Raw genomic sequence first — 21,665 nt, forward strand, 5'->3', positions numbered from 1 at the left:
TTCGGGGCAGGCACCGTAAGCGGTTCCTGCCCCGAAGCATTTCTGGGTCGTGTCAAAGGTGCCGGTCGATATCCATCCGCTCGTGCAGGATGCGGATGACTTCGATTTCACCGTCGGGAAGCTTGCGGAAAATGCAGAAATGGTGGCCGGACTTCACCCGCCAATAGGCATCGATCGGTCGCGCCAAGGCTTTTCCCTGGCTGGCAGCGGTCAGTTCCATCTCGATCTGCCGGATATAGCGTTCGGCTTGCGCGATGCCCCAGAGGTCAGCGGTATAGTTCCAGATGTCAGCGAGGTCAGTACGCGCCTTTCGCGTCAGCCGCCATCGCTTCATGCTGCGTCGGCATCCTTTGTGGGTGCTTTCATCTCCGCGATGAACTCGTCGAACGAGAAGGGTTCGGCAGGTCCACTGTCGATGCCCTCCTGAATCGCCGCGCGCAGGGCCTCGAGCCTCAACTCATCGGCCATCAACCGCCGCATCGCTTCGCGCACGACCTCGCTGGTCGAGCCATATTCGCCCGATTCCACCTTGCGGCGGGCAAATTCCTGAAACGGCGCGCCGAGCGCGATGGAGGTGTTCTTCGACATCCGACTAAGATACCAGAATTTGGTAACCTATCAAATCGCCCTTCAGCCAAAAAAAACCGGCCGGAAGCGCGGAGCTTCCAGCCGGTCTTTGTCACGTCACGGGATGAACCCGCAACGCCAGCAGCAAACTGCTAGTCTCAGTTTTCGCCGGTGATGAAGTCGGGCAGACCAGCGTCGCCGCCGGTTTCGCCGCCTTCCGAGCGCTCGGGACGACCACGGCCGCGGCCGCCTCCGCCCGAACGTTCGCCGCGATCGCCGCCACGGTCACCACCGCGACCACGTCCGCCATCGCCGTCACGACGGGGGCGACGGTCGCCGCGATCGCCACGCTCGCCGCGCTCGCGCGGTTCGCGGGCAGGGCGGGTGTCTTCCAGCTCTTCACCGGTTTCCTGATCGACAACGCGCATCGACAGGCGCACCTTGCCGCGCGGGTCGATCTCGAGCACCTTGACCTTCACTTCCTGGCCTTCGGACAGGACATCGGCCACCTTCTCGACCCGCTCGTTGCGGATTTCCGAAACGTGGACCAGACCGTCCTTGCCGCCCATGAAGTTCACGAACGCGCCGAAATCGACCAGGTTGACGACCTTGCCGTTGTAGATCTTGCCGACTTCGGCTTCCTCGACGATGCCCAGAATCCATTTCTTGGCAGCCTCGATCTGGCTGAGGTCGGACGAGCTGATCTTGATCAGGCCTTCGTCGTCGATGTCCACCTTCGCGCCGGTTTCGGCGACGATCTCGCGGATCACCTTGCCGCCGGTGCCGATGACTTCGCGGATCTTCGACTTGTCGATCTGGATCGTCTCGATGCGCGGCGCATGCGCCGACAGTTCGGTGCGGACTTCGCCCAGCGCCTTGGCCATTTCACCCAGGATGTGCGCGCGGCCTTCCTTGGCCTGCGCCAGCGCCTGCGCCATGATCTCGCGGGTGATACCGGCGATCTTGATGTCCATCTGCATCGTGGTGATGCCTTCGGACGTGCCGGCGACCTTGAAGTCCATGTCGCCCAGATGATCCTCGTCACCCAGGATGTCGGAGAGAACCGCGAACTCGCTGCCTTCCAGGATCAGGCCCATGGCGATGCCCGACACCGGACGCTTGAGCGGAACGCCCGCGTCCATCATCGAGAGCGAGCCGCCGCACACCGTGGCCATCGACGACGAGCCGTTGGACTCGGTAATGTCGGAGAGCACACGGATGGTATAGGGGAACTCGTCCTTGCTGGGCAGCACGGGGTGCAGCGCACGCCATGCCAGCTTGCCATGGCCGACTTCGCGGCGACCCGGCGCGCCGAAGCGGCCCACCTCACCGACCGAATAGGGCGGGAAGTTATAGTGCAGCATGAAGCTTTCGTACGACAGGCCGGTCAGGCCGTCGATCATCTGCTCGCTGTCCTTGGTGCCCAAGGTGGTGGTGCAGATCGACTGGGTTTCACCGCGCGTGAACAGCGCCGAACCGTGCGTGCGCGGCAGGAAGCCGACCATCGCCTCGATCGGACGGATCTGCGTGGTGGTGCGGCCGTCGATGCGGCTGCCGTCCTTGAGGATGGCACCGCGCACGATTTCCGCTTCCAGCTTCTTCATCAGCTTCTGCGCAGCCATCTGGTCCTGCGGCGTCGCATCGGCAAAGGCTTCCTTCGCCTTGGCGCGCGCTTCGTTGAGCGCGTTCGAGCGGGCCGACTTGTCGGTCAGCTTGTAGGCCGCGGCAATGTCCGCACCAATGAGGTCGCGCAGCTTCTGCTTGGCAGCCGAGAGATCGGCCTGCGGAGCCATTTCCCACGGATCCTTGGCAGCCTGTTCGGCGAGCTTGATGATCGCGTCGGTGACCTGACGGCAGGCCTCATGCGCGAACTCGACGGCGCCGAGCATCACTTCTTCGGACAGCTCCTTGGCTTCCGATTCGACCATCATCACCGCGTCATGCGTGGCGGCGACGACCAGATCGAGCTCGCCTTCCTTGACCTCGTCCATCGACGGGTTGAGCTGATATTCGCCGTCCTTGTAGCCGATGCGCGCCGCGCCGATCGGGCCCATAAAGGGCACGCCCGACAGGGTGAGCGCAGCCGAGGCAGCAACCATCGCGACAATATCGGGCTCGGATTCGCCGTCGAACGACAGCACCTGCGCGATCACGTTGATTTCGTTGTAGAAACCTTCGGGGAACAGCGGGCGGACGGGACGGTCGATCAGGCGGCTGGTCAGCGTTTCCTTTTCGGTCGCGCCGCGTTCACGCTTGAAGAAGCCGCCGGGGATGCGGCCTGCTGCGGAGAATTTTTCCTGGTAGTGGACGGTCAGCGGGAAGAAGTCCTGGCCTTCCTTCACCGACTTGGCGGCGGTCACGGCGCACAGCACCACGGTTTCGCCATAGGTGGCCAGCACAGCGCCGTCCGCCTGACGGGCAATACGGCCCGTTTCGAGCTTGAGGGTCTTTCCGCCCCACTCGATTTCTACAGTCTTTACGTCAAACATGGATTTTCCTTGTCGAACCCGGTGCGCCCTATTGCGGACCGGGGCCTCTTCAATTGCCAGGCTGACCGGCCTGGCGCGGTTCGGGGCCATATCTTGCCCCGGCTGGCCCATATCCGCCTCATTGCGAAAGGGCCGTTGGATACCGCGCACTTTAATTTCATGGCGCGGATAAACGAACGGCCCCGCTGGGGGGCCGTTCGAGAATGCTTACTTGCGGAGACCCAGCTTGCCGATCAGGTCGGTATAGCGGGCTTCGTCCTTCTTCTTGAGATAGTCCAGCAGCGAGCGACGCTTGTTGACCATCATCAGAAGACCGCGACGCGAGTGGTTATCCTTGTGGTGCGACTTGAAGTGCTCGGTCAGGTTGTTGATGCGCTCGGTCAGGATGGCAACCTGTACCTCGGGCGAGCCGGTGTCGTTGGCTTCGCGCGCATATTCCTTGATCACTTCTTCCTTGCGTTCTGCGGTAATCGTCATGTCTTCATTCCTCGAACATCATCCAAAGTTGAAACCCCGCACCACGCGGACCTCCTGGTCCGAAAGCGATACCAGTGCGAGCGGAGCATCATCGCTCCCCCGCGCCCAATAACGCCCATCGTGTGCGGCAATCCCGGTCACGACCTGCCCCATGCGGAGCCGCCTTGCCTGATCGGGAGTGAGGTCAAGAGCCGGGATGTCGGCCAGCCCTGCCTCGAATGGCAAGATTACGTCTTCTGGGGCCGCGCCTTGGCGGATTTCATCCAGTTTGTCCAGCGAAATCGCCTGGTCGAGCCCGAACGGTCCGGCCTGGGTCCGGCGCAGCATCGTCACATGGCCGACAGAGCCCAGCGCCTGCGCGATGTCGCGGGCGAGGCTGCGGATATAGGTGCCCTTGGAGACATGGGCGGAGAGGGTGATGCTTTCAAGCGGCTGTCGACCGGCCCCCATTTCGTCACCCTGAACTTGTTTCAGGGTCCATCCATAGTCTTGGGGCTTCGGCTGCTGGGGCGCGATGGATCCTGAAACAAGTTCAGGATGACGGACAAGCAACGCATGCACCGTCACGCTGCGGCTTGCCAGCTCTATATCCTCGCCCGACCGTGCCAGATCATAGGCCCGTTTCCCATCGATCTTGAGCGCCGAGAAAGCCGGCGGCACCTGTTCGATCGGGCCGGTGAAGCGCGGCAGCACCGCCTCGATCTCGGCGAGCGTCGGACGCGCGTCGCTTTCCGCCACCGGCTTGCCCTCGACATCCAGCGTGTCGGTTTCCACCCCGAACCGGATCGTGAAATCATAGGTCTTGTCGCCGTTGAGCATCTGGCCGGTCAGCTTGGTCGCCTCGCCGAGCGCGATCGGCAGCACGCCGGTGGCGAGCGGGTCGAGCGTACCGCCATGGCCGACCTTGACCTTGCCGAACCCGCCCTGGCGGAACGCGCGCTTGACCGCGGTCACCGCGTCGGTCGAGCCCATGGCATAGGGTTTGTCGAGAATGATCCATCCGTGCATCCGCTGCTCGTTAGCAGCGTTGCGCCCCATGGCCAAATGCGAAGGGCAGGGACGTCAGACCTGGCTGCGTTCCCAATCCTCGCGCAGCAATCCGAAGACACAGGTGTCGCGGACAAAGCCGGTCCAGGTGATGCGGTTGCGCCGCAGCGTCCCTTCAAGCACCGCGCCGAGCTTGCGCACTGCCGACTGGCTGCGCAGATTGCGGGTATCGACGCGGAACTCGATGCGGGTGAAACCCTGCGCAAAGGCATGGTTGATCATCAGCCGCTTCATCCGCGTGTTGACGCCCGCAGCACCCCGCGCCGACGGCTCGATATAGGTTCCGCCGATCTCCACGACGTGGTTGCGTTCGTCCGGCGCGATATAGCTCGACATGCCGATCACCTGATCGTGCCATAGCACGGCAAAGCGCACCCAGCTGGTGGTGGCGTGGAACTCCTCCATCGCCTTATCGAAATGCTCGCCCAGCATCGAGATGGGGTAGATATCCCAGATCTCGGTATCGCGCGCGCACGCGGCGCGCAGCGGTTCGACATGATGGTCTGCCAGGGGCTCGAGCCGAAGGTCGCCATCGCTCAGCATAGTGCGAAGGCCGCTCATGCCAGCCGCGCCATGAAATGCTTGCGGCACAGCGCAATATAGCGATCATTGCCGCCAATCTCGGTCTGCGCGCCCTGTTTCACCGCGTTGCCGGCTGCATCAACCCGCAGGTTCATCGTCGCCTTGGCGCCGCATTCGCACACGGCTTTCAGCTCAACCAGATGATCGGCGATGGCGAGCAACTGGGCGCTGCCGGGAAAGAGCTCGGCCTGGAAATCGGTGCGCAGGCCATAGCAGAGCACCGGAATCCTGAGCTCGTCGCAGATGCGTGCGCACTGGAAGACCTGCGCCTTGGTGAGGAATTGCGCCTCGTCGATCAGCACGCAATCGAGCGGGGCCGAGGCAAGGTCCAGCGCCACCGCCGCGAAGATGTCGGTCTCCGGCTCGAACAGATGCGCGGGCGCCTTGAGGCCGATGCGCGAGGTGATCTGCCCCGCGCCATAGCGATCGTCGAACGCCGCGGTCCACAGCATCGCGCGCATCCCCCGCTCGGCATAGTTGAACGCCGCCTGGAGCAGCGTGGAGGATGTGCCCGCGTTCATCGAGGCGTAGTAGAAATAGAGCTTGGCCATCAGGGGAGGCTTCCAAGAGTTTCAACCGGAACCGGGCTTTCGCCTCCAGCCTTGCGAGCAATGGCTTTGTCAAAGGTCGCGAAAACCGGGGCTGCGCCGGTTGCGGCAACGATGTGCATCATGTCGGCCCAATCCGCGCCTTGAAGAAATCGGTCTATCGCCCATAAGACCGAGTTGCCCTGTTCCACCTGCACATGTTCGACTTCAACGACTTTGTGCAGCATACTGGCGACGATGGGCCTCGGGATTTTCAGAGCCTTTTCCAGGACCCAGCCGAGTTCGGTGAGCACTGTCAGCGAGACGTAAGCCGGTTCACGAAGAATTTGGATCGCAAGCGAGGATTGCGCAGGATCATCACCAAGCAGCCATCGCGCCAGAATGTTTGTATCGACGGCCCGCACGCGATTATCGGCCAGCAACGGCGTCCATGTCCGGATCGTCGACATCCGGTGACCAGCTCAATCTTTCGATCGGTATCGGGGGCCCCTCATGCCGGTACAGCTGCCGAAGTTCGTGTGTGGCTTCCTCAATGGAGAGCCGCTTGGTGCGCGCCACGGGGCGGAGCATGACACCGTCGCCCATCGGGATCACCTCGAGGTCCCGACCCTGTGCCCAGCCCAGGCGATCGCGAACATCCTTGGGGATGACGATCTGTCCCTTGGCGGAAAGGCGTGTGACGTCGTTCATTGCGCCAACATACGTCTTACCCGGTAAGACGTCAATCGTCGCTGCGGTCCGCCTCGTCTTCTCCGCCCAGGTCCTGCGCCACTTTGGGGTCGCTCAGCAGCCGGTCGATATGGCTGCCGGTGTCGAAGCTGTCATCGGCGAGCCATTTAAGCTTGGCGGCATATTTCATCCGCACGCGCTGCGCGACCTCGCGCTGGAAATAGGCGGTGTTGGTGCGCAGCGCCTTGAGCACCACGTCCTCTTGCCTGCCCAGCAGCGGCTTCACGAACACGGTTGCGTGGCGCAGGTCGGGCGACATGCGCACTTCGGTGACCGATACGGTGGTGCTGCTCAGCACATCGTCATGCACCTCGCCGCGCGTCAGCAGTTCGGACAGCACATGGCGTACCTGCTCGCCGACGCGCAGCACGCGCACCGAACGCCCTTCCGGGCTCGTATCGTTATGCCTGGCCATGATCGTTTCCTTCACGATACCCCGCCGACCGTTGCCGGGCGGCGGGGATCATGCCTTACAGCGTGCGATCGCGCATCTCGACGTCGAACGTCTCCAGGATATCGCCCGGCTTGATGTCGTTCGTATCCTGCAGCACGACGCCGCATTCCAGACCCGCACGGACTTCGGCCACGTCGTCCTTGAAGCGGCGCAGCGAGGCGATGCTCGTCTTGCTGACGATAACGTCGTCGCGGGTGATGCGCGCATACAGGCCCTTGCGGATAAAGCCGTCGGTGACCAGCAGACCCGCTGCCTTGTCCTTCTTGCCTGCCGGGAAGATCTCCTTGATCTCCGCACGGCCGACCACGGTCTCGATCCGCTCCGGACCCAGCACGCCCGCCATCTCGCCCTTGATGTCGTCGAGCAGGTCATAGATGATGTCGAAATATTTGAAGCGCACGCCGTCGCGTTCGGCCAGCGCGCGCGCCTGGGCATTGGCGCGGACGTTGAAGCCGATGATCGGCGCGTTCGAGGCCTTGGCCAAGGTCACGTCGGATTCGGTGATCGCACCCACGCCCGAGTGCAGCACGCGGGCCTTGATGTCGTCGGTCGAGATCTTGTTGAGCGATCCGACAATGGCTTCCACCGAACCCTGCACGTCGCCCTTGACCAGCACCGGATATTCCTTGGCGCGGTTGGCCGAGAGTGCCGAGAACATCGTGTCGATGCTCGCAGGCGCCATGGTCGTGCGCTTTTCCAAGGCCTTCTGGCGGCGATAGTCTGCGACTTCGCGGGCACGCTGCTCGTTCTCGACCACGGTCAGCTTGTCGCCTGCCGACGGCACGCCGGTCAGGCCCAGCACCTCGACCGGGATCGACGGGCCGGCCTCGTTGACCTGCTTGCCCTTGTCGTTGATCAGCGCGCGCACCTTGCCCGACTGTTCGCCGACGACGAACACGTCGCCGCGCTTGAGCGTGCCGCGCTGCACCAGCACGGTGGCGACAGGGCCGCGACCCTTGTCGAGCTTGGCTTCGACCACCACGGCCTCGGCGGCACGATCGGGATTGGCCTTGAGCTCGAGCAGTTCAGCCTGGAGCAGGATCTTGTCGACCAGTTCGTCGAGGTTGATCTTCTTGAGCGCGGAAACTTCCACGTCCTGCACGTCGCCGGACATGGCTTCCACGATGACCTCGTGCTCGAGCAGGCGCTCGCGGATCTTCTGCGGGTTGGCGCTGTCCTTGTCGACCTTGTTGATCGCCACGATCATCGGCACGCCCGCGGCCTTGGTGTGGTTGATTGCCTCGATCGTCTGCGGCATCAGGCCGTCATCGGCCGCCACCACCAGGATGACGATATCGGTGACGTTGGCCCCGCGCGCGCGCATTTCGGTAAAGGCGGCGTGGCCCGGCGTGTCGAGGAAGGTGATCTTGTCGCCCGACTTCACCTGCACCTGATAGGCGCCGATATGCTGGGTGATGCCGCCGGCTTCGCCCGCCACCACATCGGTGCCGCGCAGCGCATCGAGCAGGCTGGTCTTGCCATGGTCGACATGGCCCATGATGGTGACCACCGGCGCACGGGGTTTCAGCGTTTCGGCCGCATCGACATCCGCCTCGTGATCGATTTCCACATCGGAATCGGACACGCGGGTGATCTTGTGACCGAATTCCTCGACCAGCAGTTCGGCGGTATCCTGGTCGATCGTCTGGTTGACGGTGACCATCATGCCCATCTTGAACAGCGACTTGACCAGGTCCGCGCCCTTTTCCGCCATGCGGTTGGCGAGTTCCTGGACGGTGATTGCTTCGGGCACGACGACGTCGCGCACCTGCTTGGGCTGCGCATCGCGGCTCTGGCCGCCCATGTGCAGACGGCGCTCCTTTTCACGCGCACGCTTGAGCGCGGCGAGGCTGCGGGCCCGTGCACCGCCATCGCCTTCGTTCAATGCCTTGCTGACGGTGAGCTTGCCCGCCTGGCGACGGTTGTCGACCACCTTGGTGCTGGCCGGCTTTTTGGGCTTGATTTCGGGGCGCGGGGCAGGGGCCACCGGCGTGAACCGGCGCGGCGGCGGGGCCGCACGCGTTTCTTCGTTGGCAGGCTTGGCCGCGTCCTTGGCGGCAGGCGCGGCCTCGGTCTTGGCTTCGACCGGCTCGGCCGCAGGCACCTGCTGCGTCTCGGCCGCAGGCGCGGGTGTTTCGGCAGGCGCGGGCGCGGGTTCAGCCGCAGCCTTGCGCGCTTCCTCGGCCTTGCGGCGCGCTTCCTCGGCGGCACGCTGACGCTCCTCGGTCTCGCGCCGACGCGCTTCCTCGAGCGATGCCAGACGTGCTTCCTCGGCCTCGCGCAGCAGCTTTTCCTGCAACTCGCGGCGGCTCAGCGCCGAAACCGGCTGCTGCGGGCGCGGCGGCGGCGGCGGAGCTGCGGCCGGGGCAGGGGTGGGCGCCGGAGCGGGCGCGGGGGCAGGCGCGGCAGCAGGCGCCTCGCCCGGCTTGCCGACCAGCTTGCGGCGCTTGACCTCGACCACGACCTTGTTGGTGCGACCATGGCTGAACGTCTGCTTGACTTCGCCAGCCTCGACAGAACGCTTCAGCCCCAGCGGCTTGCGACCCAGTGTCGGCTTGTTTTCGGTATCTTCACTCATCGAACAGACTCAATCCTCAATAAATTCTCATATCGGGCGATGCATCAGGCATCGCCGGTCCGCACGGGGCATGTCCGCGCACGCCAGAGCGGGCTAGACTGGCTCGCCGGGGCCGGGCACGGCCCCCTCCCCTTTGAAATGCAGCAATCGGCCAAGAAACTGGTCAATGCGGGCGGCGGCGCGCTGATCGGTCAGCGCCACATGGACCGCGTTGTCGCGCCCCAATGCCACAGACAGGCGGGTGCGGTCTACAGGCAATACGGTTCCGCGCTGGCCGCTGCCTTCGGCATCGCTGCCCACGCGCCAGGCCTGGTCGAGCTTGGCATTGCCGTCGGGCGAGCTGTCGCTCGAATGCAGCAGCAGCCACACCTTGCCGCGCCGCGCCGCCTCGGCGATGCGATCCGATCCGGTCAGCAGCGTGCCCGAGCGCGATTCCAGCCCCAGCCGGTCGAGCAGGGCGCGGGTGAGCGCTTCCTCGATCATGGCAGGAAGATCGTCGGGCACGGCGATGGGCCCGGTCTTGAAAGCACGCGCGAGCGCCGCCTTCATCCGGCCCTTGGCGATGGCCTCTTCCAGCTCGGGCCGGGTCACGCCGATCCACGCGCCGCGCCCGGGGGCACGCGCACGCACATCGGGAGCGACCTGGCCCTCGGGGCTGATTGCCAGCCGGATCAGCGCGCCACGCTCCGCCCGTTCGCCGCTGAGGATACAGCGGCGGATCGGGCCATCCGCCTTGTCGGCGGAAATGTCGGTGGCGTCGTCGGTTAGAAGATCACCGGCCGTGTCATTGGGAAGTTTCCGCATGCGCGTCCTCCCCGTCTGCACTCGCATCCTCGTCCTCGAACCAGTGCGCGCGTGCGGCCATGATGATCTCGTTGCCCTGCTCTTCGGTCAGGCCATAGGTGGCAAGCACGCCGCCCTTGTCCTCGGGCCGCTTGTTGGCGGGCGCCGAGTTGTCGCGGCGACGCTGCTCGGTGCGCTTTTTGGCGATCAGCTCGTCGGTGGCGAGATCGGCCAGATCGTCGAGCGTCTTGATGCCCGCCTTGCCCAGGGTCACCAGCATGGCTTCGGTGAGGTGCGGCAGCTCGGCCAGCGCATCCTCGACGCCCAGAGCGCGGCGTTCCTCGCGCGAGGCCTCTTCGCGGCGCTCGAGCGCTTCCTGCGCGCGGCTCTGCAGCTCTTCGGCCAGTTCCTCGTCAAAGCCCTCGATGCTCGAAAGCTCGTCGGGCGAGACATAGGCGACTTCCTCGAGCTCGCTGAAGCCTTCGGCGACCAGCAGCTGCGACAGCGTTTCGTCGACATCGAGTTCGTTCTGGAACATTTCCGAACGCTCGGTAAATTCCTTCTGGCGCTTCTCGCTCGATTCCGCCTCGGTCATGATGTCGATGGCAGAACCGGTGAGCTGGCTGGCCAGACGCACGTTCTGGCCGCGACGGCCGATGGCGAGCGACAGCTGATCGTCGGGAACGACGACCTCGATGCGGCTCTCTTCCTCATCGATCACCACGCGGCTGACCGTGGCCGGCTGCAGCGCGTTGACGACGAAGGTCGCGGTGTCTTCCGACCAGGGGATGATGTCGATCTTCTCGCCCTGCATTTCCTGGACGACGGCCTGCACGCGGCTGCCCTTCATGCCGACGCATGCGCCGACCGGATCGATCGAGCTGTCATAGCTGATCACGCCGATCTTGGCGCGGCTGCCCGGATCGCGCGCAGCGGCCTTGATCTGGATGATGCCGTCGTAGATTTCCGGCACTTCCAGCTCGAACAGCTTGCGCATGAAATCGGGATGCGCGCGGCTGAGGAAGATCTGCGGGCCACGGTTCTCGCGGCGGACGTTGAGGATGATCGCGCGGATGCGGTCGCCGACGCGGGCGACTTCGCGCGGAATCTGCTGTTCGCGGCGGATCACGCCTTCGGCGCGGCCCAGATTGACGATGACATGGCCGAATTCGACCGACTTGACGACGCCGGTGATGATCTCGCCGACGCGATCCTTGAACTCGTCAAACTGACGCTCGCGCTCGGCATCGCGGACCTTCTGGAAGATCACCTGCTTGGCGGCCTGCGCGTCGATGCGGCCCAGGTCCACAGCGGGGAGAGGGTCGACGATGAAGTCGCCGACGACCGCGCCCTTTTGCAGCTTCTGTGCCTGCTTGACATCGACCTGCTTGAAATAGTCCTCGACCGTCTCGACCACCTCGACGACGCGCCACAGGCGCAGGTCGCCGCTGACCGGATCGAGCTTGGCACGGATGTCGTTTTCCGCGCCATAGCGGGCCCGCGCCGCGCGCTGGATCGCCTCTTCCATCGCTTCGAGCACGATGGCCTTGTCGATCATCTTTTCGGTCGCCACCGAGTTGGCGATGGCGAGAAGTTCAGCCTTGTTGGCAGAAATGGCGCTGGCCATGATCAGTCTTCCTGTTCTTCGAGATCTGCGTTTTCGTCGATTTCTTCGATATCGTCCACACCGCTGGTGTCGAGCGGGCGGGTGGCGGCAATCAGCTTGTTGGTCAGCATCAGCTTCGCGCTGAGCACCTGGCCGAAGGGCACGGTGACATGGCCGACCTTCTTGTCGTTGACCGAGATCATCTCGCCCTCGAGCGAAAGCAGCTCGCCGGTCAGCTGCTTGCGGCCCTGTGCGGCTTCGGCGAGCACCAGCCGTGCTTCATGGCCCAGCCAGTTGCCGTAATCCTTGAGCCGGGTGAGCGGACGATCGATGCCGGGCGAGCTGACTTCCAGTCGATAGGCACCTGGCACCGGGTCCTTGCCGGCTTCTTCCAGCGCATCGAACACGTCCGAAATCCGGCGCGACAGGCTGGCGCAATCGTCGATGTTGAGCTGGCCGGTCTCGGGCCGTTCGGCCATGATCTGCAGCGTACGGTCATCGCCCGCGCCGAACAGATGGACGCGCACCAGATCGAAACCGAGCGCCTGGGCTTCGGGTTCGACAAGGGCAGCGACGGCGGCAAGATCGGTCAAGATAGGCTTTCTGATAAAATGGTCTGTCGGCAGGGCAGCAACGGCTCGTTCGTGCCGGCCCCGCGAGGCGCCGGCCCGTCAAGTTTCAGCAACCATGTCGGGATGGGTTGCCATATAGGCGCATGGCCCTCGATTGGCAACCCATAAGTGCCGCCCGCGCGCGCCGCGGTGCCGGTAACCTTATCGCTTAACCCGGCGAGCTGTCACCGTCCCGCCGGGGGACGGGGCCATCGCGGCGCTGGCGATTCGGCAGCCATTTGGTTAGCATCTCGTAAAGGCCGCATTGAGGTGGCGTTAACGCATTGCACGACGGGAGCAGCGAACCATGAAATGGCCCAAGGCACGGCAGGTGGCAGGCGGCGGCATGCTGGTCGGTATCGGTGCGCTCGTGGGAGCCATGATCACCAGCGCGCCCGGCGATGCCGCAATGCAGCCGGTCGCCAGGGCGGCGCTGCCCGGTACGCAGGCACAGGCGGCTGAGGCGGCCACGCCCGTGCTGGCCAAGGCCGATCCCGCCATCACGACGCCCGAGCAGGCGGGCTATGCGATCAAGAGCGTGATGACGATCGATGGCCCGCTGGGGCACGGCAATTATTACTGGGACGAAAGCAACGCTCCTGCGACCGGCCCGCTGCTGATCACCGTGGACCTCGCCGCGCAGACGCTTTCGGTGTTCCGCGACGGGCACGAGATCGGCGTCGCGGTGATCCTTTACGGTACCCCGGAAAAGCCGACACCGCTCGGGGCCTTCCCGATCACCCAGAAGGATGCCGATCACGTTTCCAACCTGTATGATGCGCCGATGCCATACATGATGCGGCTGACCAACGATGGTGTCGCGATCCATGGCAGCGATGTCGAATGGGGCTATGGCACACGCGGCTGCATCGGCGTGCCGACCGCCTTTGCCAAACTGCTGTTCGAACAGGTGAAGCTGGGCGATGTTGTCATCATCACCAACGGCCAGCGCATCAATGTCGGTGACGCTGTCGCCGGAGTCTGACGCGAAGCATCCGCTGGTCATTCGGTTCGTCGCTGGCTAGACACGGATGATGGATCGCCAGCACGCCAGCATTATCATCCAGCAGGCCATAACCGCGCTGCGCAGCGGCGATGCGACACGCGCGCGCGATCTGCTGACCAATGTCGTCAACGATCCGCCCCCGGGCGAGGTGCCGCCCTGGTTCCTGCTGGCCCAGGCCTGCCAGATGGCGGGTGACGCCGCCGGCCAGGGCGATGCGCTGGTCCGGCTTCTGGCAGAAGAGCCGCGCCATCTGGGCGGTCTGCTGCTGATGGCGGGACACAAAGCGGCGCTTGGCGATTCGCGGGCGGCTTCGTCCTTCTACACCACGGCGCTGGCGGTGGCCGATCACGCGCCCGATCAGGTGCCACAGGCGATGATCCCGCTGCTGCAACAGGGCCAGCAATATCTGCAACAGGCGCAAGGCGAATATGCCGCGTTCCTGGCCGACCAGCTGGCAGGCAAGGGCATTGCCCCGGGTTCCGTATCACCGCGTGTCGACATGGCGCTCGATCTGCTGCTGGGGCGCAGGCAGGTCTATGTGCAGGAGCCGACCAGCTTCTATTTTCCCGGCCTGCCGCAGCGGCAATTCTACGAGGCGGCCGAATTCGACTGGGCGGCTGGCTTCGAAGCCCAGGCGGACTCCATGCGCGCGGAGCTCGAAGCGCTGCTCGAACGGCAGCCGGGCGATTTCAGCCCCTATGTCCAGACCCGTCCCGACCGGCCCGCCGCAGCCAATCCCTTGCGCGACGACCCCAGTTGGGGCGCGCATTATCTGTGGGAAAATGGCGTGCCCGTCCCCGACCATGCCGCCCAGGCGCCGGTGACCATGGCTGCGCTCGCGACGGCGCCGATGCCGGTGATTGCCGCGCGCTCGCCCATGGCGCTCTATTCGCTGCTGCGCCCGGGCACGCATATCCGTCCGCACAATGGCATGCTCAACACCCGGCTGATCTGTCACCTGCCGCTGATCACCAATGCCGATTGCGCGATCCGCGTCGGCAACGAGACGCGGACCTGGCAGCAGGGCAGGCTGCTGATCTTCGACGACAGCATCGAGCACGAGGCGTGGAACCGGGGTCAGGCGACGCGGATCATCCTGCTGTTCGAAATCTGGCGGCCCGAGATTTCGCGTGATGAGCGCAAAGCGCTGACCGCGATCTTCGAGGCGATCACTGCCTATGGCGGACTGCCACCCGACCAGGGATAACCCCTACGATTGCTGCGCAAAAAGCCCCGCATTGAATCCACTTGACCTGCCACGCTGTATTATGGCAGTGAAGCAGTGATGGCAGACAACTCCAAACCCGTTTACCTGAAGCTCCGCGACATCATCGCCGCCTCGATTCTCGACGGTGTATACGCGGAAGGCGATATGCTGCCTTCGGTTCGGGCGTTCGCTGCCGAGCAACAGGCCAATCCGCTCACGGTCGCCAAGGCGTACCAGATGTTCCAGGACCAGGGACTGGTCGAGGTCCAGCGCGGGGTGGGCATGTATGTCGCCGCAGGGGCCGTCGACAAGCTGCGCGCGATGGAGCGCGAGGATTTTCTCCAGCATGTCTGGCCGCCGGTACTGCGCCAGATGCGGCGCATCGGCCTGTCGCCTGCCGCGTTGCTCGACGAAGAGAAAGCCTGAGCCTCAGGGGTTGAGGACCCTCAGGGGTCTACCGCATCCTCGGGCAGATCCTCGACACGCGGCAACCGGTCGGCCAGCGCCAGGTCGAACTGTTCCTTGTCCAGCCTTCCTTCCCATTTCGACACCACCACGGTCGCGACCGCATTGCCGATGAAGTTGGTGAGGCTGCGGCATTCGGACATGAACCGGTCGATCCCCAGGATCAGCGCCATGCCCGCGACCGGCACCGAGGGCACGATCGACAGCGTTGCCGCCAGCGTGATGAAGCCTGCTCCGGTAACGCCTGCCGCGCCCTTGGACGAGATCATCGCGACGCCCAGCAGCAGCAGTTGCTCGCCGATCGACAGCTCGACATTGCACGCCTGCGCGATGAACAGCGCGGCCAGCGTCATATAGATATTGGTGCCGTCGAGGTTGAAGCTGTAGCCGGTCGGCACGACCAGGCCCACGACCGTCTTCGGACAGCCCGCGCGCTCCATCTTCTCGATCAGCGAGGGCAGGGCGCTTTCGGAGGACGAGGTGCCCAGTACCAGCAGCAGTTCGGCGCGCAGATAGGCGACGAGCTTCAGGATCGAAAAGCCGCACAACCGCGCCACTGCACCCAGCACGACCAGCACGAACAGCAGCGAGGTAAGGTAGAAGGTCGCGACCAGCGCGGCGAGATTGGCGAGGGTGCCGATGCCATATTCGCCGATGGTGAAGGCCATCGCGCCGAACGCGCCGATGGGGGCCGCCTTCATCACGATGCCGACCAGCTTGAAGAACGCGGCCGAGGCATCCTCGAGCAGATCGAGCAGCCGCGCGCCCTTGTTCCCGATCATCGCGAGCGAGATGCCGAACAGGATCGACACGAACAGCACCTGGAGCAGGTTGCCGCTGCTCAGCGAGGCGAGAAACGTGTCGGGCACGATGCTGCTCAGGAAACCGGTGATGCTCGATTCCTGCGCCTTGGCGGTATATTCGCTGACCTTGCCGGTATCGAGCGTCGCCGGGTCGATGTTGAGCCCCGCGCCCGGCTGTACGACATTGGCGACGATCATCCCGACGATCAGGGCGAGCGTGGAGAAGGTCAGGAAATAGGCAAAGGCCTTGCCCGCGACTCGCCCCACGCTCGCCAGATCGCGCATTCCCGCGATGCCGGTGACGATGGTGAGGAAGATGACCGGCGCGATCACCATCTTGACCAGCTTGATGAACACATCGCCCAGCGGCTTCATCGCAGCCCCGGTCTCCGGCGCGAAATGCCCGAGCGCGACGCCCGCGACGATCGCCACCAGCACCTGCACATAAAGCTGCGCATACCAGCGGCGCGGGGTGCGGGTGGGGAGCGGCGAGGGCGGCGACAACGAAACCATCTGCGCGGCCTAACATCACCCGGCCGCGCGTCCAACGATTATGGTCGTGCGATCACCCGAACGGCGCGTCGATCGCGGGTTGCGGCTCGGTGAACCAGCGCGGGCCGTTGTCGGTCATGTAGAAATGGTCCTCCAGCCGGATGCCGAACCGGTCGGGGATGACGATCATCGGTTCGTTGGAAAAGCACATGCCGGTTGCCAGCGGGGTGGTGTCGCCGCGGACCAGATAGGCGGGTTCGTGGATCGACAGGCCGATGCCGTGGCCGGTGCGGTGGGGCAGGCCGGGCAGCGCGTAGTCGGGGCCGAGTCCTGCAGCTTCGAGCACGCGGCGCGCGGCGGCATCGACGCTCTCGCAGGGCGCACCTGGCTGGGCGGCGTCGAAGGCAGCGGCCTGCGCCGCATATTCCAGCTCCCAGATGCGGCGCTGTTCGTCATCCGGGCTGCCGAAGACATAGCTGCGCGTGATGTCCGAATGATAGCCGTGCACCGTGGTGCCGGTATCGATCAGCACCATGTCGCCCTCATGCAGTTCGGGATCGCCGGGAAGCCCATGCGGAAACGCCGATCCGCGTCCGAACTGGACCATGCAGAAGGTGTTGCCGGGACCGCCCATCGCGCGGTGCGCGTCACCGATAAAGCGGATGACTTCGCTCGCCTTGATGCCTTCGCGCAGGATCAGCGCAGCGCGGCGGTGCGCCTCGAGTGTCATCGACTTGGCCTGCTGCATCAGCGCGATCTCTGCAGCGGACTTGTGCATCCGGCAGCCGTCGATCGCCGGCGCGCCGCTGGTCAGCGCGAGGCCGGGCGCGCTCTTCGCGATGCGATCGACGAACAGGAAGGGCAGCGCGGGATCGATCGCCAGCGTGGTGGCATTCCAGGCGCGGCAGGCATCGGCGACCAGAGCCGTGGGCGATTCATCCTCCTGCCAAAGCCGGATTTCCAGCTCGCTTGCCAGTTCCGCCTGCAGCGACCCCAGCTCGAAATAGGGGGCGATCATGACGGGATCGCCGGTGACCGGAATCAGCAACGCCACCAGCCGTTCGGTGCCACCCCAGGGGACGCCCGCGAAATAGCGCAGGCTCGTGCCTGCGCCGACGATCAGCGCATCGGCCCCGGACTCGCGGGTCAGCTTGCGCGCCCTTTCGATCCGCGCCAGCCTTTCCTCGCGCGAAATAGCCGGGGCGGCGTCCTGCCAGGGGCCAAGTTCGGCCAGCTGCTCGGTCGCGGTCGATCCGCCAATGCCTTTCATGTCGTTCCTCCAAAGCGCGCCGGGTCGAACGGCGTCAGATCAATTGCGGTCGGTTGTCCTGCCGCCAGCGCGCCAACCAGCTCTCCGGTGATCGCCGCCAGCGTCAGCCCCAGATGCTGATGACCGAAGGCGTATAGCAGATTGCGCGCGCGCGCGCTGCGGCCGATAGCCGGCAGATAATCGGGCAGGGTCGGGCGTGCGCCCATCCAGGGCTCCCCTGGCAGGTCGAAGGGCAGGCCGAGCTCGGCGACATGGGCGCGCAGCCTCGCCCATTTGCTCGGATCGGGCGGCGCGGCACGCGCGGCAAATTCGACAAAGCTGGCGGCGCGCAAGCCGCCGGCAAAGCGGGTGACGATCATCGAGCGGTCCTCGAACGCGACCGGGGGCATGTCCTGCGGCCAGCGGCTCGTCGGTGACTGGATATGATAGCCGCGCTCGGCGATCAGCGGAATGCGCGCACCCATCGGTCGCAGAAGCTCGGCAGAGGCTGCCCCTGCGCAGAGCACGATATGGTCGGCGCGCAGTGTCTCGGCGCTCAGCCGGACGACCGCCTGGTCGCCCTCGAGCGCAATGCCATCAGCCTGGCCCTGCCGGATCGCGCCCCCGCCCTCGACCAGCGCAGAGCGCAGGGCATCGGCGAGCGCAGCGAGATCGGCGATCTGACCCGACCCAGCAAAGCGCACCGCGCCGGCTATCTGTGTTCCGCGCGCCAGGTCGCGAATCGCTGCCAGTTCGTCCGCGCGCGCATCGCGGACGCTGGCGGTGCCGATATCGGTACCGGTCCAGAAGGCGCGGCCCTTTGCCGCGCTCGCTTCGCTTTCCCAGGCGACGAAATGGCCATCCTCGCGCAGCAGGTGCGCGGTACCGGTGAGCCAGCTCGTGCGCTTCCATGCGGGCATCGCCTGGGCGAGAAGCGCCGAGAGCGCCGCCGTGCCGCTGGCAAAACGTGCGGGCGTGCTGGCACGCATCAGGCGCAGCGCAAAGGGACCCCAGGTGCCGATCTGTGCAGCGGGAAGCCCCAAGGCCCCGCGCGGATGCATTCTGCCCCAGGCGCTGCGGATCGTCGCCAGTGAGGCGAGCGGCTGGACCTGCTCGACCGCGATATGCCCGGCATTGCCCCAGGAGGCACCTTGCGGCTTTTCTTGCGGCTCCAACACTGTCACGATGCCGCCCGCGCGCTGCAGCTGCAGCGCCGCACAGAGGCCGACAAGGCCTCCGCCAATGACGAGAGCGGTCGCGCGCGAAGGATGGCTGCTGTTTTTCATCTTGCAGGTCCCATCCTATAATCGTATACGATTTTATCGCAACAGGGGATTTCCGCGACAATGACGGCTCACAAGACGCTTTGGCAGGGAGTGTATCCCGCCGCCACCACCCAGTTCACCGAAAGCCTCGCGATCGATCATGATGCGACGCAAAAGGTGCAATCGGCGCTGGTCGATGATGGCGTTGATGGCCTCATCATCCTGGGCACCTGCGGCGAGAACAATTCGCTCGAAGCCGACGAGAAGCTCGCCGTGCTCAAGGGCGCGGTCGAGGCGGTCGGCGGACGCGTTCCGCTGGTCGCGGGCGTGTCCGAATTCACCACCAGCCGCGCGATCGAATATGCCAGGGCCGCAGAAGCGATCGGCATGGATGCGCTGATGCTGCTGCCGTGCATGGTCTATGTGCCCAAGGTTGAAGAGCTGGAGGCGCATTTCCGCGCTGTGGCCGAGGCGACCAGCCTACCGATCATGCTCTACAACAACCCGCCCGCCTATCGCGTCAATGTCGATTTCGACACGCTTGCCCGGCTCGAGAACGTGCCCAATATCGTGGCGATCAAGGAAAGCGCGCCCGATCCGCGCCGCTTCACCGACCTGATCAACCGCTTCGGCGATCGCTACACGGTGATGGCGGGGCTCGACGATGTCGCGCTCGAAGGGCTGATGCTGGGCGCATCGGGCTGGGTCTCCGGCCTGACCAGCGCCTTCCCGCGCGAATCGGTGGCGCTGGTCGCGGCGCAGCGGCGCGGCGATTATGCCGAAGCGCTGCGCATCTATCGCTGGTTCATGCCGCTGCTGCATCTCGATGCCGAACACGACCTGGTCCAGTCTATCAAGCTCGCCGAACAGATCATGGGGCGCGGGTCGGAACGCGTGCGCATGCCGCGCATGCCGCTGACCGGTCAGCGCCGCGCCGACGTGATCGCCTGGGTCGAGCAATGCGCGGCGACCCGGCCCGTGCCCGATGTCGCGGCGGCTGCCTGATCGCGCATGCGGCACACGTTCTTCTGCATAGACGGCCATACGGCGGGCAATCCGGTTCGTCTGGTGGTCGGTGGCGCGCCGCTGGTGCGCGGGTCCTCGATGGCCGAGCGGCGGATGGATTTCATTGAGCGGTTCGACTGGATCCGCACCGGCCTGTGCTTCGAACCGCGCGGGCATGACATGATGTCGGGTGGGTTTCTCTACCCGCCCACCCGGCCCGAGAACGATGTCGGCATATTGTTCATCGAAACCTCGGGCTGCCTGCCGATGTGCGGGCACGGCACGATCGGGATGATCACCTTCGGGCTCGAACACGGGCTGATCCAGCCGCGCGAGCCCGGCCTGCTCAAGGTCGAGGTGCCCGCCGGTGACATCGCAATCGAATATGAACGCGATGGCGACAGGGTGGCCTGGGTGCGCATCCGCAACGTCCCCTCGTTCGTGGCGGCAGAAGGCGTCGAGATCGACGTGCCGGGCCTGGGGGCGCTTTCGGTCGACATCGCCTATGGCGGAAATTTCTACGCGATCGTCGAGCCGCAGGGCCATTATACGGGCCTGGACGATCTGGGTGCAACGCGGCTGATCGAGCACGCGCGCACGATCCGCGCGATGCTGCGCGAAAGGATCGAGCCGGTGCACCCGCTCGACGACCGGATCCGGGGGGTGAGCCATGTGCTCTGGGCCGATGCGCCCAAAGGCGAGGGTGCGGACGGGCGCAACGCGGTCTTCTATGGCGAGCGCGCGATCGACCGTTCGCCCTGCGGCACGGGAACATCGGCGCGGCTGGCGCATCTCGCGCACAAGGGCGTGCTGAAGGCCGGTGAGCGTTTCGTGCACGAAAGCTATATCGGCAGCCGCTTTATCGGCCGGGTGGAAGATTCAATCGAGCTTGGCGGGCGGCGCGCGATCATTCCCTCGATCCAGGGTTCGGCGATCGCGACGGGTTTCAATACCATCTGGATCGACGACAAAGACCCCTTTTGGGATGGCTTCTCTGTGATATGAGAGGCTTATGAGCATCGCCGCGCGCAACCTTTCCGAACAGCTGGTCGACCAGGTTCGCGCCCGCATTCTCAACGGAACCGTCGCGCCCGATCGCCCGATCCGCCAGGACGCGCTCGCGGCCGAAATGGGGGTGAGCAAGATCCCGCTGCGCGAGGCGCTGGCGCGGCTGGAGCAGGAAGGGCTGCTCGCCTCGCAGGCCAATCGCGGCTTCACCGTGCGCCCCCTCACCGATGTCGAGGCCGAAGAGGTCTATGCGCTGCGGCTCAAGCTCGAGCCCGAGACCATCGCCATCGCCGCCAAGCTCGCCGGAACGGCCGAGCAGCAGGCCGCCTCCGATCTGCTCGATCAGCTCGACAGCCTGACCGATTCGGGAGGCGAGGGCGTCGGCGCGTTCAACCGGGCATTTCACCTTGCGCTGCTCCGCCCCGCCGGGCGCCCGGTGACCTTCACCATTCTCGAACGGCTGCACGTGCTGTCGGAACGCTATGTGCGCAAGCATCTCGAGCCGCTCGGCCGTAACGAGCGCGCCAACGAGGAGCATCGCGATATGCTGCAGGCCTGGCTGGCGCGCGACGAGCGCAAGATCGCAGCGCTGACGCTGGTGCATATCGGCAAGACGCTCGATGACCTCAGGCTGCAGCTGCAAACCGAATCCAAGGGACCGCCGGGCTGATCGCCCGTGCGCATAATCATAAAG

The 21,665-nt window shown here is 65.0% G+C and carries 23 protein-coding genes; 6 read left to right on the top strand and 17 right to left on the bottom strand.

Features of this window, described 5'->3' with window-relative positions; all coding sequences use genetic code 11:
* Nucleotides 1–52: 52 nt before the first annotated feature.
* From OPU69_RS05495 to rimP, 14 genes are all read right to left on the bottom strand, one after another.
* Nucleotides 53–334: a type II toxin-antitoxin system RelE/ParE family toxin gene (locus OPU69_RS05495; RefSeq protein WP_498509648.1), complete on the bottom strand. Its 282-nt coding sequence runs from the start codon at nt 332–334 to the stop codon at nt 53–55.
* Entirely contained in the window at nt 331–588 is a 258-nt protein-coding gene (locus tag OPU69_RS05500) for a type II toxin-antitoxin system ParD family antitoxin (RefSeq protein ID WP_498509650.1), read from the bottom strand. The genes OPU69_RS05495 and OPU69_RS05500 overlap by 4 nt, the downstream gene beginning before the upstream one ends.
* Nucleotides 589–725: 137 nt before the next feature.
* Nucleotides 726–3,056 carry a polyribonucleotide nucleotidyltransferase gene (gene pnp / locus OPU69_RS05505; protein WP_498509652.1) on the bottom strand — a complete coding sequence of 777 codons (2,331 nt, stop codon included), beginning with the start codon at nt 3,054–3,056 and terminating at the stop codon, nt 726–728.
* A 207-nt stretch (nt 3,057–3,263) separates the two neighbouring features.
* Nucleotides 3,264–3,533, bottom strand: a complete 270-nt coding sequence (rpsO, locus tag OPU69_RS05510; protein ID WP_023838184.1) for a 30S ribosomal protein S15 — start codon at nt 3,531–3,533, stop codon at nt 3,264–3,266.
* Nucleotides 3,534–3,551: 18 nt separating this feature from the next.
* Nucleotides 3,552–4,541, bottom strand: a complete 990-nt coding sequence (gene truB / locus OPU69_RS05515; RefSeq protein WP_498509654.1) for a tRNA pseudouridine(55) synthase TruB — start codon at nt 4,539–4,541, stop codon at nt 3,552–3,554.
* A 54-nt stretch (nt 4,542–4,595) separates the two neighbouring features.
* Nucleotides 4,596–5,141 (bottom strand): GNAT family N-acetyltransferase, encoded by a 546-nt coding sequence (locus OPU69_RS05520; protein WP_498509656.1) that lies wholly within the window; start codon nt 5,139–5,141, stop codon nt 4,596–4,598.
* On the bottom strand, nt 5,138–5,713 hold the full coding sequence (locus tag OPU69_RS05525; RefSeq protein ID WP_498509658.1) for a thymidine kinase: 576 nt from the start codon (nt 5,711–5,713) through the stop codon (nt 5,138–5,140). Before OPU69_RS05525 ends, OPU69_RS05520 begins: the two co-directional genes overlap by 4 nt.
* A complete protein-coding gene (locus OPU69_RS05530; protein ID WP_081096985.1) occupies nt 5,713–6,159 on the bottom strand; it encodes a type II toxin-antitoxin system VapC family toxin in 447 nt (148 codons plus the stop codon). Before OPU69_RS05530 ends, OPU69_RS05525 begins: the two co-directional genes overlap by 1 nt.
* On the bottom strand, nt 6,119–6,400 hold the full coding sequence (locus OPU69_RS05535) for an AbrB/MazE/SpoVT family DNA-binding domain-containing protein (protein WP_060978148.1): 282 nt from the start codon (nt 6,398–6,400) through the stop codon (nt 6,119–6,121). The genes OPU69_RS05530 and OPU69_RS05535 overlap by 41 nt, the downstream gene beginning before the upstream one ends.
* A 31-nt stretch (nt 6,401–6,431) precedes the next feature.
* Nucleotides 6,432–6,854 (bottom strand): 30S ribosome-binding factor RbfA, encoded by a 423-nt coding sequence (gene rbfA / locus OPU69_RS05540; RefSeq protein ID WP_060978158.1) that lies wholly within the window; start codon nt 6,852–6,854, stop codon nt 6,432–6,434.
* 55 nt (nt 6,855–6,909) lie between these two features.
* Complete coding sequence (gene infB, locus OPU69_RS05545) at nt 6,910–9,471, bottom strand: translation initiation factor IF-2 (protein WP_066111093.1); 2,562 nt, start codon at nt 9,469–9,471, stop codon at nt 6,910–6,912.
* Between the two features lie 93 nt (nt 9,472–9,564).
* Nucleotides 9,565–10,275 carry a DUF448 domain-containing protein gene (locus tag OPU69_RS05550; protein WP_498509661.1) on the bottom strand — a complete coding sequence of 237 codons (711 nt, stop codon included), beginning with the start codon at nt 10,273–10,275 and terminating at the stop codon, nt 9,565–9,567.
* Entirely contained in the window at nt 10,256–11,881 is a 1,626-nt protein-coding gene (nusA, locus tag OPU69_RS05555; protein ID WP_060978504.1) for a transcription termination factor NusA, read from the bottom strand. Before nusA ends, OPU69_RS05550 begins: the two co-directional genes overlap by 20 nt.
* Before the next feature lie 2 nt (nt 11,882–11,883).
* Nucleotides 11,884–12,453, bottom strand: coding sequence for a ribosome maturation protein RimP (rimP, locus tag OPU69_RS05560; RefSeq protein ID WP_196490369.1), 570 nt, complete (start codon nt 12,451–12,453; stop codon nt 11,884–11,886).
* Between the two features lie 325 nt (nt 12,454–12,778).
* On the opposite strand from rimP, the gene OPU69_RS05565 reads away from it, so the two are divergent.
* The 3 genes from OPU69_RS05565 (at nt 12,779) to OPU69_RS05575 (ending at nt 15,110) form a co-directional block, all read left to right on the top strand.
* Nucleotides 12,779–13,456, top strand: coding sequence for a L,D-transpeptidase family protein (locus OPU69_RS05565; RefSeq protein ID WP_498509664.1), 678 nt, complete (start codon nt 12,779–12,781; stop codon nt 13,454–13,456).
* A 46-nt stretch (nt 13,457–13,502) separates the two neighbouring features.
* Nucleotides 13,503–14,684 (top strand): aspartyl/asparaginyl beta-hydroxylase domain-containing protein, encoded by a 1,182-nt coding sequence (locus tag OPU69_RS05570; RefSeq protein ID WP_498509666.1) that lies wholly within the window; start codon nt 13,503–13,505, stop codon nt 14,682–14,684.
* 78 nt (nt 14,685–14,762) lie between these two features.
* Nucleotides 14,763–15,110, top strand: coding sequence for a GntR family transcriptional regulator (locus OPU69_RS05575; protein WP_060978508.1), 348 nt, complete (start codon nt 14,763–14,765; stop codon nt 15,108–15,110).
* Between the two features lie 20 nt (nt 15,111–15,130).
* On the opposite strand, the gene OPU69_RS05580 is transcribed toward OPU69_RS05575, so the two are convergent.
* From OPU69_RS05580 to OPU69_RS05590, 3 genes are read right to left on the bottom strand one after another with little or no spacing between them, the layout of a single operon-like run.
* On the bottom strand, nt 15,131–16,465 hold the full coding sequence (locus OPU69_RS05580; protein ID WP_498509668.1) for a dicarboxylate/amino acid:cation symporter: 1,335 nt from the start codon (nt 16,463–16,465) through the stop codon (nt 15,131–15,133).
* 52 nt (nt 16,466–16,517) lie between these two features.
* On the bottom strand, nt 16,518–17,714 hold the full coding sequence (locus OPU69_RS05585) for a M24 family metallopeptidase (protein WP_498509670.1): 1,197 nt from the start codon (nt 17,712–17,714) through the stop codon (nt 16,518–16,520).
* Nucleotides 17,711–18,979, bottom strand: a complete 1,269-nt coding sequence (locus OPU69_RS05590; RefSeq protein WP_498509672.1) for an NAD(P)/FAD-dependent oxidoreductase — start codon at nt 18,977–18,979, stop codon at nt 17,711–17,713. Before OPU69_RS05590 ends, OPU69_RS05585 begins: the two co-directional genes overlap by 4 nt.
* A gap of 60 nt (nt 18,980–19,039) precedes the next feature.
* Here OPU69_RS05590 and OPU69_RS05595 point away from each other — a divergent pair, with 60 nt between their 5' ends.
* From OPU69_RS05595 to OPU69_RS05605, 3 genes are read left to right on the top strand one after another with little or no spacing between them, the layout of a single operon-like run.
* Nucleotides 19,040–19,963, top strand: a complete 924-nt coding sequence (locus OPU69_RS05595) for a dihydrodipicolinate synthase family protein (RefSeq protein WP_060978512.1) — start codon at nt 19,040–19,042, stop codon at nt 19,961–19,963.
* A 6-nt stretch (nt 19,964–19,969) separates the two neighbouring features.
* Nucleotides 19,970–20,968: a 4-hydroxyproline epimerase gene (locus OPU69_RS05600; RefSeq protein ID WP_498509674.1), complete on the top strand. Its 999-nt coding sequence runs from the start codon at nt 19,970–19,972 to the stop codon at nt 20,966–20,968.
* A gap of 7 nt (nt 20,969–20,975) precedes the next feature.
* A complete protein-coding gene (locus tag OPU69_RS05605; protein ID WP_060979974.1) occupies nt 20,976–21,641 on the top strand; it encodes a GntR family transcriptional regulator in 666 nt (221 codons plus the stop codon).
* Nucleotides 21,642–21,665: the final 24 nt, after the last annotated feature.

Source organism: Blastomonas sp. 34TW (genome assembly GCF_059803595.1).

Excerpts from the sequence above, each read along its gene's own strand:
- OPU69_RS05495 (WP_498509648.1), bottom strand. The coding sequence starts at position 334 with ATGAAGCGATGGCGGCTGACGCGAAAGGCGCGTACTGACCTCGCTGAC.
- OPU69_RS05500 (WP_498509650.1), bottom strand. The coding sequence starts at position 588 with ATGTCGAAGAACACCTCCATCGCGCTCGGCGCGCCGTTTCAGGAATTT.
- pnp (WP_498509652.1), bottom strand. The coding sequence starts at position 3,056 with ATGTTTGACGTAAAGACTGTAGAAATCGAGTGGGGCGGAAAGACCCTC.
- rpsO (WP_023838184.1), bottom strand. The coding sequence starts at position 3,533 with ATGACGATTACCGCAGAACGCAAGGAAGAAGTGATCAAGGAATATGCG.
- truB (WP_498509654.1), bottom strand. The coding sequence starts at position 4,541 with ATGCACGGATGGATCATTCTCGACAAACCCTATGCCATGGGCTCGACC.
- OPU69_RS05520 (WP_498509656.1), bottom strand. The coding sequence starts at position 5,141 with ATGAGCGGCCTTCGCACTATGCTGAGCGATGGCGACCTTCGGCTCGAG.
- OPU69_RS05525 (WP_498509658.1), bottom strand. The coding sequence starts at position 5,713 with ATGGCCAAGCTCTATTTCTACTACGCCTCGATGAACGCGGGCACATCC.
- OPU69_RS05530 (WP_081096985.1), bottom strand. The coding sequence starts at position 6,159 with ATGTCGACGATCCGGACATGGACGCCGTTGCTGGCCGATAATCGCGTG.
- OPU69_RS05535 (WP_060978148.1), bottom strand. The coding sequence starts at position 6,400 with ATGAACGACGTCACACGCCTTTCCGCCAAGGGACAGATCGTCATCCCC.
- rbfA (WP_060978158.1), bottom strand. The coding sequence starts at position 6,854 with ATGGCCAGGCATAACGATACGAGCCCGGAAGGGCGTTCGGTGCGCGTG.
- infB (WP_066111093.1), bottom strand. The coding sequence starts at position 9,471 with ATGAGTGAAGATACCGAAAACAAGCCGACACTGGGTCGCAAGCCGCTG.
- OPU69_RS05550 (WP_498509661.1), bottom strand. The coding sequence starts at position 10,275 with ATGCGGAAACTTCCCAATGACACGGCCGGTGATCTTCTAACCGACGAC.
- nusA (WP_060978504.1), bottom strand. The coding sequence starts at position 11,881 with ATGGCCAGCGCCATTTCTGCCAACAAGGCTGAACTTCTCGCCATCGCC.
- OPU69_RS05565 (WP_498509664.1), top strand. The coding sequence starts at position 12,779 with ATGAAATGGCCCAAGGCACGGCAGGTGGCAGGCGGCGGCATGCTGGTC.
- OPU69_RS05570 (WP_498509666.1), top strand. The coding sequence starts at position 13,503 with ATGATGGATCGCCAGCACGCCAGCATTATCATCCAGCAGGCCATAACC.
- OPU69_RS05575 (WP_060978508.1), top strand. The coding sequence starts at position 14,763 with ATGGCAGACAACTCCAAACCCGTTTACCTGAAGCTCCGCGACATCATC.
- OPU69_RS05580 (WP_498509668.1), bottom strand. The coding sequence starts at position 16,465 with ATGGTTTCGTTGTCGCCGCCCTCGCCGCTCCCCACCCGCACCCCGCGC.
- OPU69_RS05585 (WP_498509670.1), bottom strand. The coding sequence starts at position 17,714 with ATGAAAGGCATTGGCGGATCGACCGCGACCGAGCAGCTGGCCGAACTT.
- OPU69_RS05590 (WP_498509672.1), bottom strand. The coding sequence starts at position 18,979 with ATGAAAAACAGCAGCCATCCTTCGCGCGCGACCGCTCTCGTCATTGGC.
- OPU69_RS05595 (WP_060978512.1), top strand. The coding sequence starts at position 19,040 with ATGACGGCTCACAAGACGCTTTGGCAGGGAGTGTATCCCGCCGCCACC.
- OPU69_RS05600 (WP_498509674.1), top strand. The coding sequence starts at position 19,970 with ATGCGGCACACGTTCTTCTGCATAGACGGCCATACGGCGGGCAATCCG.
- OPU69_RS05605 (WP_060979974.1), top strand. The coding sequence starts at position 20,976 with ATGAGCATCGCCGCGCGCAACCTTTCCGAACAGCTGGTCGACCAGGTT.